Consider the following 14,858-nt stretch of genomic DNA (forward strand, 5'->3'; position numbering starts at 1 on the left):
GATGACGACATTCGCCAGTGGTACCACTGCGTCCAATTCAAAGGATGGCCTGACGCGCGACGCCCTGACCGTGCTCCAGCCCGGCTTCACCGGGACCACGGCTCCGGACTGGCTGCTGCGCCGTCTCGGTGAAGGGCTCGCCTCCGTCGGCCTGTTCGGCCGCAACATCGCCTCGCCCGATCAACTGGCCGCCCTGACCGCCCAGTTGCGTGTCGAACGTGACGACGTCCTCGTCGCCATCGACGAGGAGGGCGGTGACGTCACCCGCCTTGAGGTGCGCACCGGGTCGTCCTTCCCGGGCAACCACGCGCTGGGCGCCGTCGACGACGTGGCGCTCACCGAGGCCGTCGCCCTCGAACTCGGCCGCCGGCTGGCCGCGTGCGGAGTGAACCTCAACTGGGCGCCGTCCGCCGACGTGAACTCCAACCCGGCCAACCCGGTCATCGGCGTACGGTCCTTCGGTGCCGACACCGGCCTGGTGGCCCGGCACACGGCCGCCTACGTCACCGGCCTCCAGGCCGCCGGCGTCGCCGCCTGCACCAAGCACTTCCCGGGCCACGGGGACACCGCGGTGGACTCCCACCACGCCCTGCCCCGCATCGACGCGGACCTGTCGGTCCTCCAGTCCCGCGAACTCGTCCCCTTCCGGGCCGCGATCGCCGCGGGCAGCCGTGCCGTGATGAGCGCGCACATCCTCGTCCCGGCGCTGGACCCGGACCGCCCGGCCACCCTCTCCCGCCGCATCCTCACCGGCCTGCTGCGCGAGGAACTCGGCTACGACGGCCTGATCGTCACCGACGGCATGGAGATGCGGGCCATCGCGGCCACGTACGGCATCGAGCGGGGCAGCGTGCTGGCCATCGCGGCCGGCGCGGACGCCATCTGCGTCGGCGGCGGACTGGCGGACGACGACACCGTGCGCCGCCTCCGCGACGCCCTGGTCTCCGCCGTCCGCGCCGGCGAACTCCCCGAGGAACGCCTCGCGGACGCGGCGAACCGGGTGCGGGCACTGGCCGAGTGGACGACCGCGGCCTCCGCCACCCCGAAGACCTCCCCGGCCGGCTCCGCCCCGGCCGTCATCTCCCGCACGAATGGCTTGAACGGCTCGAACGCTTCGAACAGCTCGGGCGGTACAGAGGGTGCGAGCGGTACGGGTGGCGTGAACGGTGCGGGCGGTACGGCTGGTACGGACGATGTGAACGGTACGGGTGGTACGGGCAGCCCGGACGGTACAAGCGGCTCGAACAGCTCGAACAGCTCGAACAGCTCGGGCGGCACGAGTGTGGCGGGCGGTACGGGCGGAGCCTCCGATGTCGGCCTGATCGCCGCCCGGCGCGCGCTCACCGTGACCCGCTCCGCGTCGTACGCCCCTCTCACCGAGGCTCCCTACGTCGCCGCGCTCACCCCGGTCGCGAACATCGCCGTCGGTGACGAGACCCCCTGGGGCGTGGCGGCGGAGCTGGCCCGGCTGCTTCCCGGCACCGAGACCGGCAGTTTCAGCGGCGAGGACGCGGGTTCCTCGGCGCTCGCCGCCGCGGGCGCGCGGCCCCTCGTGGCGGTCGTCCGCGACGAACACCGTCACCCCTGGATGGCGGCCGCCCTCGACGCGCTGCTCGCCTCGCGCCCGGACACCGTCGTGGTCGAGATGGGCGTCCCCCAGTCGGCGCCCCGGGGCGCCCTGCACATCGCCACCCACGGCGCGGCGCGGGTGTGCGGCCAGGCGGCGGCGGAGGTCATCGCGGGGGAGTAGCGGACCGGCCCCCGGGCCACAACGCACAGGTGCCGGGCCCTCCCGAGGGAGCGCCCGGCACCTGTGCGTCTGCCGCCGCCGGGCGGCGCGCGTTCGCCGCGCCGGCCCCGGGCCGCCGCTAGATGCCCTGCCAGTCCGGCTTGGCGGCGAACGTGTGCCGGAAGTAGTCCGCGAGCTTCAGCTTGGACGCGGCGGCGTCGTCCACGACCACCGTCGCGTGCGGGTGGAGCTGGAGCGCCGACGCCGGGCAGACCGCCGCGACCGGTCCCTCGACCGTCGCCGCCACGGCGTCCGCCTTCCCCTCGCCGGTCGCGAGCAGCACCAGGTGCCGCGCCTCCAGGATCGTGCCGATGCCCTGCGTGATGACGTGGTGCGGCACCTGCCCGATGTCGCCGTCGAAGAACCGCGCGTTGTCCACCCGGGTCTGCTCGGTCAGCGTCTTGATCCGGGTCCGCGAGGCGAGCGAGGAGCACGGCTCGTTGAACCCGATGTGCCCGTCCGTCCCGATCCCCAGGAGCTGGAGGTCGACCCCGCCGGCCGCGGCCAGCGCCTTGTCGTACGCCTCGCACGCGGCCTGGACGTCCGCCGCGGTGCCGTCGGGCCCCATGAACGCGTCCATGCCGAGGCCCAGCGGCTCCAGCACCTCGCGCCGCAGCACGGAACGGTAGGACTCGGGGTGCTCGGCCGGCAGCCCCACGTACTCGTCGAGCTGCGCGACGCGCGCACCCGAGGCGTCCACGGCACCGGAACCCGCTCGGGCCGCCAGCGCCGCGTAGATGGGCAGCGGCGTCGAGCCGGTGGCCACGCCGAGCAGGGCGTCGGGCTTGTGCCTGAGCAGTTCCGCCATGGCCTCGGCGATCAGCTCGCCGCCCGCCTTGGCGTCCGGGACGATGACAACTTCCACGCTGGGCCTGCCGATCTGGTGAGGGGACTCGGGAACGCGACCGAATCCGAAGGGGGACACATGTGGTATAGACCAATCTAGCAGAGCGTCACCCTTCCGTCGCCCCGGAACGCGCCGTATCCCGGGGCCGCCGCCCGGACCCGCCCGGCTCCGCTCATCCGGCAACCGCTCCCGTTCATGAACCGAAGCGGGATAGTCTGATGGGCGCTCCTGGTGTTGGATAAGCGGACAACAGAGAACATCCGCAGGCGCACGGGCTGCGGACACATGGACGCAGGACCATGGTCTAGTCCACAATGCTTTGAGAAACTGAACGAGCCTCCGTCTTCCCCGCACAGGAAGACGGACCGAGGAACCGGCGCTCTCTGCCCTGACTGCTCCGGCTCCTCTCTTCGGCCGACCGGGACCGCACACCCCACGGCCGTTGTTGCTCCGGGCTGCGGTGCCGGGAGGGTCGAGGGTCCCTCCCAGGCGCCGCGGCCCGCGGGTGTTTCCGGGGCCCCGCGACGCTCCCGGGACGCCGCTGGGAGCCCCGTGCGGGTGGCCGATTTCGGGACCTGTCGGATCCGCCGGGTACGCTCGCACTCGTGCCCTCCATGAACGACCTCGTACGCCAGCACACCGCTCTCGGTGACTCCGATCTCGAGTGGCTGCATCTGCTGGTCTCGGAGTGGCAGTTGCTCTCCGACCTCTCCTTCGCCGACCTCGTGCTGTGGGTTCCCACGCGCGACGGCACCCGCTACGTCTCGGTCGCCCAGATGCGCCCCAACACGGGGCCCACCTCGTACCAGGACGACATGGTCGGCCATCTGGTCCCGCGCGGCCGCCGCCCCCTGCTGGACGCGGCGCTCGACGAGGGCCGGATCGTGCGCGAGGGCGATCCCGAATGGCGCGAGGAGGTGCCGGTCCGGGTCGAGTCCATTCCCGTACGACGTGAGGGCCGCGTCCTCGGCGTGATCGCCCGCAACACCAACCTGCTCACCGTGCGTACCCCGAGCCGCCTCGAACTGACGTATCTGCAGAGCGCCTCCGACCTCGCGCAGATGATCGCGGCGGGCACCTTCCCGTTCCCCGACCAGCAGGTCGACATGGACGCCTCGCCGCGGGTCGGCGACGGACTGATCCGCCTCGACGCGGACGGCGTCGTCCAGTACGCGTCACCGAACGCGCTCTCCGCGTACCACCGCCTCGGCCTGGCCGCCGACCTGGTGGGCTGCGAACTCGGCTCCACGACCGCCGAACTCGCCCCGTCCCGGGGCCCGGTGGACGAGGCGCTGTCCAAGGTCGCCAGCGGCTGGGCGCCCCGCGAGTTCGAGATCGAGAGCGCCGAGGGGGTGATCCAGCTCCGGGCGATCCCGCTCAAGCCCAAGGGCACCCGCGTCGGTTCCCTGGTCCTGCTCCGCGATGTCACCGAACTGCGCCGCCGCGAGCGTGAATTGATCACCAAGGACGCCACCATCCGGGAGATCCATCACCGGGTGAAGAACAACCTCCAGACGGTGGCGGCCCTCCTGCGGTTGCAGGCCCGCCGCATCGAGTCCGACCGCGGCAGGGAAGCCCTGGAGGAGGCCGTGCGCCGGGTCGGTTCGATCGCCATCGTGCACGAGACGCTCTCCCAGAACCTGGACGAGCGGGTGGAGTTCGACGAGATCGCCGACCGGGTGCTCGCCATGGTCGCCGAGATCTCACCCGGCAAGGTCACCTGCCGGCGCACCGGACGCTTCGGCATCCTGGACGCCGAGGTCGCGACCCCGCTCTCCATGGTTCTCACCGAGATCCTGCAGAACGCGCTGGAACACGGCTTCCGCGAGGGCGACCGGGGCACCGTCGAGGTCTCCGCGGTGCGCGGCGGCACCTCCAAGGACGCCCGGCTGCTGGTCACCGTGACGGACGACGGGGTCGGACTGCCCGAGGGCTTCGACCCGCACCGCTCGGGCAACCTCGGCCTGCAGATCGTACGGACGCTGGTGGAGGGCGAGTTGGGCGGCACCTTCGACATGGTGGCCGCTCCGGAGCGCGGCACCCAGGTGCTGCTGGACATTCCGGTGATCGTCCCCAAGTAGCCGGCCCGTTCACGATGGGCGTACGGCTCGCACAACTGGCCTATGGGCGGGGCGAGTCGGTGCTCACGGGAGACCGTCACTCACTGTGACCGATCCCGGACGCGAACAGCAATGAGCCCCGGACCACCAGGTGGTCCGGGGCTGAAAGCTCGTTGCATCAAGCGCATCGGGGTACTGCGCGCTGCGGCTCGGGGGCGGGAGTTGCGTACTCGCTGTACGCGCCGCCAAGCTCAGGCTCGTGCGGGGTGGAACGTCAGGCGGTGGCCTGACGAGCTCGGTTGCGGGCGGCACGGCGCTTCATTGCGCGGCGCTCGTCCTCGCTGAGGCCACCCCAGACGCCGGAGTCCTGGCCGGACTCGAGCGCCCACTGCAAGCACTGCTCCATGACGGGGCAGCGGCGGCAGACGGCCTTGGCTTCCTCGATCTGCAGCAGCGCAGGACCGGTGTTGCCGATGGGGAAGAAGAGCTCGGGGTCTTCCTCGCGGCAAACGGCGTTGTGACGCCAGTCCATGGCTGCTACCTCTCCTTGGTATTACATGCACGTTGCTTGTGAATGTGAACGCTTTCACGAATCCCTCAACAAGTGAAGGGCCGACAACCAGACGGGCTGGTGTGGTCCTGTGATTTGAGGAGGGGTTCCGGTGCTCTGGGGGCCGATGGTGCGGGCCGTCCCGAGCGCCACGTAGAGACTCGCAAACCTCAGCGGCGGATACAACCCCTTCTGAAAAGTTTTTTTTGATTCCTCGGTGTCGGCTGAGTCACAGCCGTACTTCCATGGGGTGGACCCTGGTCTAAACGTTCGAGTGAAAGGAGTTTGGCCCCTTCCGCTCACACAATCACACGCAGTGCACGGCGTACGCCTGTGAACGTCACGCTTGTACGCAGTCCCAGATGGTCGCCGTCCATCTGAAGGGGCAGTGGAACCTTCGAATGCAAGGTGAAGTCCGTCAGGTCATGCAGAGTGACGGCGTGCTTGCCCTGCGGTCCACGCTCGGGGGACGAAGTGAGCAACTGAGTGGCATACCGGGCGGCCGAGGCCGTCGACATGCGGCTGAGGGCGAGTACGTCGAGTCCGGTATCGAACGAGGCCTTAGGCGTCGCGTACACCGGACGATTGCCGAGAAACGTCCACGGCGAGGTGTTGCAGATGATGGACAGGACCAGATCGGTGACCGGGTCCGCGCCGGGGCGCTCCAGCGTGATCATTCCGTGCCGGCGGTGAGGTTCGTCCCAAAACTGACGTGCCACTTGGCGGAGATACAGCGCATGAGTGGAGCGCCGGCCGAGCTCGCGCTGCTGCTCGACCCGGCCCACCACCCCCGCGTCGAAGCCGAGGCCGGCGCAGAAGGTGAACCAGCGGGAGGGCACGGACTCGTCCTCGGTGCCGGGGGTCCCCGCGGCCAGACCGAGGCCGACCGTGCGCTCGCGCTCCTCGCGCAGCGCGTCCAGCAGGGCGCCGGTCGCCTCCACGGCGTCGTTCGGCAGGCCGAGGGCGCGGGCGAAGACGTTGGTGGAGCCGCCGGGGACCACGGCGAGGCGGGGGAGACGCTGCGGGTCGGGGCCCCGGTGCAGAAGACCGTTCACGACCTCGTTGACCGTGCCGTCCCCGCCGAGGGCCACGACCAGGTCTATGTCGTCGCTGTCCGCGGCCTGCCGGCCGAGGTCCCTGGCGTGCCCGCGGTACTCGGTCGTGACCACTTCGAGCTTCATCTCACTGGCCAACGCGTGGATCAAGACGTCACGCGTACGCGCACTTGTGGTGGTTGCCGCCGGATTGACCACGAGAAGTGCACGCATGCGATGCAGCGTACCTACTGGGTGGTACTCGTCCCAGACCGAGGTAGGGATCCAGTAAGAGTCCGGGGTGCGCCGGGGGTGCGGCGACGGACCGGTGCGAGCCCCGGAACGGAGCGGTGACCGGCCCCGGGGCGCTGGGCGGGCCGGGGCCGACGGCTACTCTTCGGGGGTGAGCCGTGAGCAGAATCCCACCCCCGACGCCCCCCTCTCCGAACCCCGCCCCGGGCGGCTGACCGCCGCGGCGGCGCTGGCCGCGCTGGAAGGCGCCGCCCTGGTGGCGGGCGGCGTGTGCATCCTCGTGCTCGGTCTCACGGGCGACCCCGACAGCCGGCAGCAGGCCGTCACCGGCGGCGTCACGCTGATCGTGCTCGCGCTGCTGCCGCTCCTGGCCGCGCGCGGCCTGCTGCTGCGCCGCGGTTGGAGCCGGGGCCCGGCCCTCATCACCCAGATCCTGGCGCTGCCTCTCGCCTACACCCTGCTCCAGGCCGACAGCGTCGCGATCCCCGCAGGCATCGCCCTCGCGGTCGTCGCGGTGGCGGCCCTGGTGCTGCTGGTGAACCCGGCAACGACTCGGGCCCTCGGAATCCGAGGGCCCGGCGGCGACGTACGGGACGAGAAGTAGGCGGGGCCCACTTCTCGAGCTCACTCCTCGGGCCCGCTCCGCGAACTCACTCCTCGACGAGGAGCTTCTCCCGGAGCTGGGCCAGGGTGCGGGCCAGCAGCCGCGAGACGTGCATCTGCGAGATGCCGACCTCCTGCGCGATCTGCGACTGCGTCATGTTGCCGAAGAAGCGAAGGAGCAGGATCCGCTTCTCCCGCGGCGGCAGGTCCTCGAGCAGCGGCTTCAGCGACTCCCGGTACTCGACGCCCTCCAGCGCCTCGTCCTCGGCGCCCAGGGTGTCCGCGACAGCCGGGGACTCGTCGTCGGTGTCGGGGACGTCCAGGGACAGCGTGGAGTACGCGTTGGCGGACTCCAGGCCCTCCAGGACCTCCTCCTCCGAGATGGCCAGCTTCTCGGCCAGCTCGTGGACCGTCGGGGAGCGGCCGTGCAGCTGGGAGAGCTCGGCCGTCGCCGTGGTCAGCGCGAGGCGCAGCTCCTGGAGGCGGCGCGGGACGCGCACCGCCCAGCCCTTGTCGCGGAAGTGCCGCTTGATCTCGCCGACCACCGTCGGGGTCGCGTACGTCGAGAACTCGACGCCGCGCTCCGGGTCGAAGCGGTCGACCGACTTGATCAGCCCGATCGTCGCGACCTGGGTGAGGTCGTCCAGCGGCTCACCGCGGTTGCGGAAGCGGCGCGCGAGGTGCTCGACGAGCGGCAGATGCATGCGGACCAGCTGGTTGCGCAGCTCCGCGTACTCGGCGCTGCCGTCCTGCAGCTTGCGCAGCTCGATGAACATCGCCCGCGCCCCGCTGCGGTCCTGCGGTTGGTGGTGGATGTGCTGGGCGCTGGGCCCGTGCTGGATGTGCTGGGCGCTCGGCCCGTGCTGCGCGCCCTGCACGTTCTGCTCCGCGTTTCGCTCGTGCTCGCTCATAGTCCCGCCCGTCACCATTCCCCGAGCTCGCGGCTCTTCCCCCGTGTCCTCGGCCGCGGTCGAACCGGGGGGACCTCCCCGGACGGGGAAGACCACCGGCTGCGCCGCCGCTGCCGAGGAGACGCCGATCTCCGGATGCGGCCGGGCCTGTTCGGGGATGCCGTCGACGCCGTCCGCCGTGTGCCGCGGCCCGTCCGGGCCGTCGGCGCGCTCCGCGGGAGGCTCCCGTGTGCCGCGCTCTTCGTCCCGCACCGGCCCGTCCCCGTTCCTCACGCCGGCCCGGGTCCCGCGCCGCGCTGTTTGTAGAGGCTGATCGAAACGGTCTTGTCCTCGGCGACGGTGGAGTCGACCTTGCCCGCGAGAGCCGACAGCACGGTCCACGCGAAGGTGTCACGTGACGGAGCGTGACCGTCGGTGGTCGGAGCGGAGACCGTGACCTCCAGTGAGTCGTCGATCAGCCGGAAGACACAGCTGAGCACCGAACCGGGGACGGCCTGCTGCAGCAGGATCGCGCAGGCCTCGTCCACCGCGATGCGCAGATCCTCGATCTCGTCGAGGGTGAAGTCCAAACGGGCCGCCAGCCCGGCCGTGGCCGTGCGCAGTACCGACAGGTAGGCACCCGCGGCCGGCAGCCGGACTTCCACGAAGTCCTTCGTCGCGGGCTCGCCTGCGATCTGGGACACCCTCACCTCCATGGTGGTACAAGCTCATTCGAGCTCTTTCGGGGGCCGAGGGTCGCCCCCCGGGGTAACGCGCTACGTCGTTCAGCGGTGACGCTACCGCGCTCCAGACTTTCCTGTCCTGGGGACCCCGCCCCTTGCTGTCACTCATAGTAAGCCCATGAGTACGGACAGTGGCTAGAGGTCTGCGGCCCCAAATAGGAAGAGCGCGCGCCGGGTTGACGTACCCAGACGTCAGACGGTCGAACCGTCCGGATCGTGAGTCACGCGCGTACGTGATCCACGGCTCGGACGAGTCCGGGGTCCCTGGCTCAGACGAGTACGTGGTCCACGAAACACCAACGCCAGTTCTCCCCCTGCTCGAACGTGCGCATGATCGGATGTCCGGTGTCCTTGTGGTGCTCCGACGCGTGCCGCAGCGGTGAGGAGTCACAACAGGCGAGATGCCCGCACTCAAGACACAGCCGAAGCTGCACCGGGTGGGTACCGGCGGCCACGCACTCCAGGCAGGTCTCGCTCCCGGGGCCGGGTTCGGGCTGCGGCAGCGCGTCGGCGTGCGTGCACTGTTTCATGATTGCCAGGTTACGTCGGGCGTGCGGTGTGCCGCGCGGAAAACGAGGGTGGGCGGAAGACGATGGATGTGCTGCCACTGCTGTTGCTGGTCGCGGGGAGCGCGGCGGTGGCCGGGGCCGCCCGCCGCACCCCGGTCCCGGCACCCCTGCTGATCGTCGCCGTGGCCCTGATGGTCTCGTACGTCCCCGGGGTGCCCGCGTACGAACTCGACCCCGACATCGTGCTCCCGCTGGTGCTGCCCCCGCTGCTGTACACGGCGGCCACCGACAGCTCCTACCTCGACCTGAGGGCCCATCTGAGGCCTGTCGCGCTCCTGTCGGTCGGGTACGTCCTCTTCGCGACCCTCGTGGTCGGCTGGGCCGCCTATCTGCTCGTACCCGGCCTGCCGCTGCCCGCGGCGCTGGTCCTCGGCGCCGTGGTGGCGCCGCCGGACGCGGTGGCCGCGACGGCCGTGGCGCGCCGGGTGGGACTGCCCTCACGGATCACCACGATCCTGCAGGGCGAGTCCCTGGTGAACGACGCGACCGCGATCACCGCCTACAAGGTGGCGCTCGCCGCGGCGGTCGGTGAGGGCGCGACCTGGGCCGGCGGCATCCGCGAGTTCCTGCTCGCGGCGGTCGGCGGGGTGGTCGTCGGGCTCGTTCTGATGATCCCCATCCACTGGCTGCGCACCCACATGAACGAAGCGCTCCTCCAGAACACCCTCTCCCTGCTGATCCCCTTCGTCGCCTACGGCATCGCCGAGCAGTTCAACGCCTCCGGAGTGCTCGCGGTGGTCGTCGTCGCGCTCTACCTCGGACACCGCTCCTGGGAGGTGGATTTCGCGACCCGGCTCCAGGAGGAGGCGGTGTGGAAGATGGTCGCGTTCGTCCTGGAGTCCGCGGTGTTCGCGCTGATCGGACTCCAACTGCCGGTCGTCCTGAAGGGCCTCGGTGCCAACGAGGGCACGAGCGCCGCCTGGTACGCCCTCGCCCTCTTCTTCATCGTCGTCGCGACCCGCCTCGTGTGGGTGTACCCCGCCACCTTCCTGCCCCGGATCCTGTCGGCGCGTATCCGCGAACGCGAGGACAACCCCACCTGGAAGGGGCCGTTCGTCATCGGCTGGGCCGGCATGCGCGGTGTCGTCTCGCTCGCCGTCGCCTTCTCCATCCCGCTCACCGTGCACGGCGGCGGCGCCTTCCCCGACCGCAACATGATCCTCTTCCTGACCTTCACCACCGTCATCGGCACCCTGGTCGTACAGGGCCTGACGCTGCCCCCGCTGATCCGGCTGCTGAAACTGCCCGGGCGCGACACCCAGGCCGAGACGCTCGCCGAGGCCAACGCCCAGGCGCAGGCCTCCCGCGCCGCCGAGGAGCGCCTCGACGAACTCCTCGCCGACGAGCGCAACGCCCTGCCCCCGCCGCTCGCCGAGCGCCTGCGCACGGTCATGGAGCGGCGCCGCAACGCCGTCTGGGAGCGGCTCGGCGCGGTCAACCCGGTCACCGGCGAGACCGCGGACGACACCTACCGCCGTCTCTCCCGCGAGATGATCGGCACCGAGCGCGATGTCTTCGTCAAGCTGCGAGACCACCGCTACATCGACGACGAGATGCTGCGCACGCTGCTGCGCCGGCTGGACCTGGAGGAGGCGGCGGCCTACCGGGAGGCGGCCTGAGGCCAGGCCCGCCCGGCGGGGAACGGTGCTCCGGTGATCACCGCCGCGACCGTCGTGCCGCGCGGGAACGCGCCCTCCTCGGCGAGGGCGACAAGTCCGTAGAGCATCTTGGCGACATAGAGACGTTCGACCGGCAGCCCGTGACGCTGCTCGAAGTCCTCGGCGAAGGCGTCGAGTTCGGGAGTGGTGCGGGCGTAGCCGCCGAAGTGGAAGCGGTCGTCGAGGGACCAGGTTCCGCGCCGGGCGCCGAACGCGGCCGTCTGGAGGGCCGTCGTCTCCGCGTCGAGGAAGCCGCCCCGCAGGACCGGGATGCCGAGAGCGCGCTGACCGGGGGCGAGGCCCGCGGCCATCCCGGCGAGGGTGCCGCCGGTGCCGCAGGCGAGGGCGGCCACGTCGATGCCGTCGCGGCCGCGCAGTTCCTCGCCGAGCGCCCGGCAGCCGCGTACGGCGAGGGCGTTGCTGCCGCCCTCGGGCACCACGTACGCGTCCTCGGTGCCCGTCGCGCGCAGGATCCCGGCCAGCGTCCGTGGCTCCGACTTGCGTCGGTACGTCGATCTGTCGACGAAGTGAAGACGCATGCCGTCGGCGGCGCATTGGGCCAGTGAGGGGTTGAGGGGGCGGTCGGCCAGTTCGTGGCCGCGGACCACGCCGAGGGTGGGCAGGCCCAGGAGGCGGCCGGCGGCGGCGGTGGCACGCAGATGGTTCGAATACGCCCCGCCGAAGGTGACCAGGATGCGGCCCGCCGCGGCTTCGAGGTTCGGCGTCAGCTTGCGCCACTTGTTGCCGATCAGCTCCGGATGGATCAGATCATCCCGCTTCAGCACCAGCCGCACCCCGAACCGCTCGAACCGCCCGTCCGCGACCTCCCACAGCGGCGACGGGACACAGGGCCGGAGGCCGAACGAAGCGCGCGGGCCCCTCGACCCGACCGTGCCCCTCCGCCCGACCGGGTCAGTGGGGCCGACCGGCGTCAGCGGGCTGGCGGGAGCGGCCGGACTTTCCGGGGTGGCCGGGTCGGCGGGATCGGCCGAGCTGTCCGGAGCGGCCGGGTCGGCCGGGGTGGCCAGGTCGGCGGCGTCGACCGGGCCGGGGGCTCCGGGGGTGCCCGGTGTGCCGGGAGGGGGTGTGGTGGCACGGTCCGGGGTGGCGGGGCTGGTCACTTCCTCATTGTCGGACACCTGTCCGGGGACGGCCGGACGCGGGGGCCGCGACGCCGGCCGTCCCCGCCGGCCCTCGGCGCCTCAGCTCACTTCAGCAGCTCGCGGACGCGCCCCCGCAGGAAGTTCATCGTGAAGCCTCGCGGGTCCACCTTCCCCGGCTGCCATTCCAGGTGGCCGATGACCGAGCGCTCCGTCCAGCCGTGGAACCGGCAGATCGCGGCGGAAACCCTGGTGATGGCGTCCAGCTGGACCTCGGGCCACGGGTCCTTGCCGTCGCCGAGGTTCTCGCACTCGAAGCCGTAGAAGTGGCGGTTGCCGTCGGTGTTCGCCTCGTTGTCGTGCGGCAGCGCCTTCTCGGCGATCACCGCGCGCAGCACGTCGTCGTCGCCGAGGCCCGCGTGGTTGGCCCGGCCGTAGCCGACCAGGTGGAGGACGCCGTCCTTGGTGATGACACCGTGGCACAGCGGTCCGGGCAGGTCCTCGCGGCCCTCGCGGCAGAGCCCGACCGTGAGTTCGGTGCCCGAGGTCACCGTGTGGTGGATCATCACCCCGTGCACCGGGCCCCAGGGGCCTTTGTGATTGCGGTTGTGATGCTCCCAGTCGCCGACCTCGACGACACGGACGCCTTCCTCCCTGATCCGGTCCAGGAAGCTGCCCGCGGACATGGGCGATGCCATGGCCGACTCCTTCGCGCTGTACGTCGGCCACCTGTCGTGGCCGTCTGGTACCGCGCTTCTATAGCCGACCGGGCTGCCGGACCCACTCGTTCGCACAGCGTGCGAGCCGATCCGGACAGACACGGAGTAAGCGTTCGTAATCGGTCGAGGCCGGTCGATACAGGTCAGGATCGAAGGAAAGCGTCCCCGTGGGCGGCGATGTGGCTCTCCAGCGCCTGAAGCGCCTGCCGGGTCGCCTCGGGGGAGCCGCTGCCGCGCCGCTCCGCGTAGTAGGCGGAGCCGAGTCTCTTCAGGAGATCTCCACCCGCCCGCTGCGCCTGCACGTCGTCCAGCTTCTGCTTGCCCTGCGTGAGGCCGCGCTGCGCCTGTTCTTTCGCGCGGTCCAGGAAGCCTGTCACTGCTGTCTCCCGTCGTTGTCCGTCGGGGGAGCGAACGGATGGCCGGATCTTGGAGTTCCCCTGGCCGAAGGGTGGCGGGTTCCTGGCGAAATGGCCCTCTCTGCCCAGGTCCAGGCTGATCCATTCCCCCTCATTCGTGTAATAGCACCAGCACGCTCCGTGATGGAAGGCTTGCTCCCGAAGATCAGTGCACGACCGGGAGGGCAATTTTCATGTCGGTAGGCGAAGAGGTCCGCGCGGAGCAGAACCGTCCGCAGCAGAGTCTCGGCACATCCGCCGCGCGGAACCTGGCCACCACCACCAAGTCCGCGCCACAGATGCAGGAAATCAGCTCACGGTGGCTGCTGCGCATGCTTCCGTGGGTGAACGTGCAGGGTGGCACGTACCGCGTGAACCGGCGGCTCAGCTACTCCGTGGGCGACGGCCGCGTGACGTTCGTCAAGACCGGGGACCGGGTCCAGGTCATCCCCGCGGAACTCGGGGAACTGTCCGTACTGCGGTCGTACGAGGATCACGAGGTGCTGGGCGAGCTGGCCCAGCGGTGCCAGCAGCGGGAGTTCGCGCCGGGGGAGGTGCTGGCCTCGTTCGGCAACCGGGCCGAAGAGGTGTTCCTGCTGGCACACGGCAAGGTCGAGAAGATCGGCACCGGTCCCTACGGGGGCGACGCGGTGCTCGGTGTCCTCGCCGACGGCGCGTACTTCGGGGAGCAGGCGCTCATCGACCCGGAGGCCATCTGGGAGTACACGGCCCGCGCGGTGACGGCGGTGACCGTGCTCGCGCTGCCCCGCCAGGACCTCGAACAGGTGGCGGAGCGCTCCGAGTCCCTGAGCGCCCATCTCCAGGAACTGCGCGCGATTCCGTCGCAGCGCACCAACAAGTACGGCGAGAAGGAGATCGACCTCGCGGCCGGCCACACCGGGGAGCAGGACATCCCGGGCACCTTCGTGGACTACGAGGCCACCCCGCGCGAGTACGAACTGAGCATCGCCCAGACGGTCCTGCGCCTGCACACGCGCGTGGCCGACCTCTACAACCAGCCGATGAACCAGACCGAGCAGCAGTTGCGGCTCACCGTGGAGGCGTTGAAGGAGCGCCAGGAGCACGAGCTCATCAACAACCGCGAGTTCGGCATGCTCAACAACTGCGAGTACGACCAGCGGCTCCAGCCGCACGACGGCGTACCGAGCCCGGACGACATGGACGAACTGCTCAGCCGCCGGCGCGGCACCAAGCTGTTCCTCGCCCACCCGCGCGCGATCTCCGCGTTCGGCCGCGAGCTGAACAAGCGCGGACTCGTCCCCGAGAGCATCGAGATGGCCGGCAACCGCATCCCGACCTGGCGCGGGGTGCCGATCTTCCCGTGCAACAAGATCCCGGTCAGCGACGCCCGTACGACCTCGATCATCGCCATGCGCACCGGCGAGGCCGAACAGGGAGTGGTCGGGCTCCAGCAGGCCGGCCTCCCGGACGAGATCGAGCCGAGCCTGTCGGTGCGCTTCATGGGCATCAACGAGCAGGCGATCATCTCCTACCTGGTGACGGCGTACTACTCGGCCGCGGTGCTCGTGCCGGACGCGCTCGGCATCCTGGAGAACGTCGAGATCGGCCGCTGGCGGTGACGATCCGCGAAGCGGAGCCCGTCGTGGTCCCGCCTCTCGGGGCGGGAC

At 70.8% G+C, this 14,858-nt stretch carries 14 protein-coding genes; 5 read left to right on the forward strand and 9 right to left on the reverse strand.

What is annotated here, in order from left to right:
- The first annotated feature begins 1 nt into the window (after position 1).
- Positions 2-1,750 carry a glycoside hydrolase family 3 protein gene (locus ACZ6KY_RS06610; protein WP_469309206.1) on the forward strand — a complete coding sequence of 583 codons (1,749 nt, stop codon included), beginning with the start codon at positions 2-4 and terminating at the stop codon, positions 1,748-1,750.
- Positions 1,751-1,868: 118 nt separating this feature from the next.
- On the opposite strand, the gene nagB is transcribed toward ACZ6KY_RS06610, so the two are convergent.
- On the reverse strand, positions 1,869-2,654 hold the full coding sequence (gene nagB, locus ACZ6KY_RS06615; RefSeq protein ID WP_469309207.1) for a glucosamine-6-phosphate deaminase: 786 nt from the start codon (positions 2,652-2,654) through the stop codon (positions 1,869-1,871).
- A 596-nt stretch (positions 2,655-3,250) separates the two neighbouring features.
- On the opposite strand from nagB, the gene ACZ6KY_RS06620 reads away from it, so the two are divergent.
- Positions 3,251-4,717: a sensor histidine kinase gene (locus ACZ6KY_RS06620; RefSeq protein ID WP_469309396.1), complete on the forward strand. Its 1,467-nt coding sequence runs from the start codon at positions 3,251-3,253 to the stop codon at positions 4,715-4,717.
- Positions 4,718-4,970: 253 nt separating this feature from the next.
- Here the strand turns inward: ACZ6KY_RS06620 and ACZ6KY_RS06625 are convergent, their stop codons facing one another.
- On the reverse strand, positions 4,971-5,228 hold the full coding sequence (locus ACZ6KY_RS06625; protein ID WP_006380970.1) for a WhiB family transcriptional regulator: 258 nt from the start codon (positions 5,226-5,228) through the stop codon (positions 4,971-4,973).
- Between the two features lie 317 nt (positions 5,229-5,545).
- Positions 5,546-6,514, reverse strand: a complete 969-nt coding sequence (locus ACZ6KY_RS06630) for a diacylglycerol/lipid kinase family protein (protein ID WP_469309208.1) — start codon at positions 6,512-6,514, stop codon at positions 5,546-5,548.
- 169 nt (positions 6,515-6,683) lie between these two features.
- On the opposite strand from ACZ6KY_RS06630, the gene ACZ6KY_RS06635 reads away from it, so the two are divergent.
- Positions 6,684-7,136 (forward strand): hypothetical protein, encoded by a 453-nt coding sequence (locus ACZ6KY_RS06635; RefSeq protein WP_469309209.1) that lies wholly within the window; start codon positions 6,684-6,686, stop codon positions 7,134-7,136.
- 46 nt (positions 7,137-7,182) lie between these two features.
- Here ACZ6KY_RS06635 and ACZ6KY_RS06640 read toward each other — a convergent pair whose 3' ends face one another.
- From ACZ6KY_RS06640 to ACZ6KY_RS06650, 3 genes are all read right to left on the reverse strand, one after another.
- Positions 7,183-8,298, reverse strand: coding sequence for an RNA polymerase sigma factor SigF (locus ACZ6KY_RS06640; protein ID WP_469309210.1), 1,116 nt, complete (start codon positions 8,296-8,298; stop codon positions 7,183-7,185).
- 17 nt (positions 8,299-8,315) lie between these two features.
- Positions 8,316-8,729 carry an ATP-binding protein gene (locus ACZ6KY_RS06645; RefSeq protein ID WP_054228129.1) on the reverse strand — a complete coding sequence of 138 codons (414 nt, stop codon included), beginning with the start codon at positions 8,727-8,729 and terminating at the stop codon, positions 8,316-8,318.
- Positions 8,730-9,037: 308 nt separating this feature from the next.
- Positions 9,038-9,298: a UBP-type zinc finger domain-containing protein gene (locus tag ACZ6KY_RS06650; RefSeq protein WP_469309211.1), complete on the reverse strand. Its 261-nt coding sequence runs from the start codon at positions 9,296-9,298 to the stop codon at positions 9,038-9,040.
- A 62-nt stretch (positions 9,299-9,360) separates the two neighbouring features.
- On the opposite strand from ACZ6KY_RS06650, the gene ACZ6KY_RS06655 reads away from it, so the two are divergent.
- Positions 9,361-10,956: a Na+/H+ antiporter gene (locus tag ACZ6KY_RS06655; RefSeq protein ID WP_469309212.1), complete on the forward strand. Its 1,596-nt coding sequence runs from the start codon at positions 9,361-9,363 to the stop codon at positions 10,954-10,956.
- Here ACZ6KY_RS06655 and ACZ6KY_RS06660 read toward each other — a convergent pair.
- The 3 genes from ACZ6KY_RS06660 to ACZ6KY_RS06670 all read right to left on the reverse strand — a co-directional run bounded on the left by ACZ6KY_RS06660 (position 10,938) and on the right by ACZ6KY_RS06670 (position 13,191).
- Positions 10,938-11,828, reverse strand: coding sequence for a 1-aminocyclopropane-1-carboxylate deaminase/D-cysteine desulfhydrase (locus ACZ6KY_RS06660; RefSeq protein WP_469309397.1), 891 nt, complete (start codon positions 11,826-11,828; stop codon positions 10,938-10,940). The genes ACZ6KY_RS06655 and ACZ6KY_RS06660 overlap by 19 nt on opposite strands.
- 374 nt (positions 11,829-12,202) lie before the next feature.
- Positions 12,203-12,793 carry an N-acetylmuramoyl-L-alanine amidase gene (locus ACZ6KY_RS06665; RefSeq protein WP_469309213.1) on the reverse strand — a complete coding sequence of 197 codons (591 nt, stop codon included), beginning with the start codon at positions 12,791-12,793 and terminating at the stop codon, positions 12,203-12,205.
- 164 nt (positions 12,794-12,957) lie between these two features.
- Positions 12,958-13,191: a hypothetical protein gene (locus ACZ6KY_RS06670; RefSeq protein ID WP_469309214.1), complete on the reverse strand. Its 234-nt coding sequence runs from the start codon at positions 13,189-13,191 to the stop codon at positions 12,958-12,960.
- A 212-nt stretch (positions 13,192-13,403) separates the two neighbouring features.
- On the opposite strand from ACZ6KY_RS06670, the gene ACZ6KY_RS06675 reads away from it, so the two are divergent.
- On the forward strand, positions 13,404-14,810 hold the full coding sequence (locus ACZ6KY_RS06675; protein WP_469309215.1) for a family 2B encapsulin nanocompartment shell protein: 1,407 nt from the start codon (positions 13,404-13,406) through the stop codon (positions 14,808-14,810).
- Positions 14,811-14,858: the final 48 nt, after the last annotated feature.

It is taken from the genome of Streptomyces sp. NPDC042002 (genome assembly GCF_055588305.1).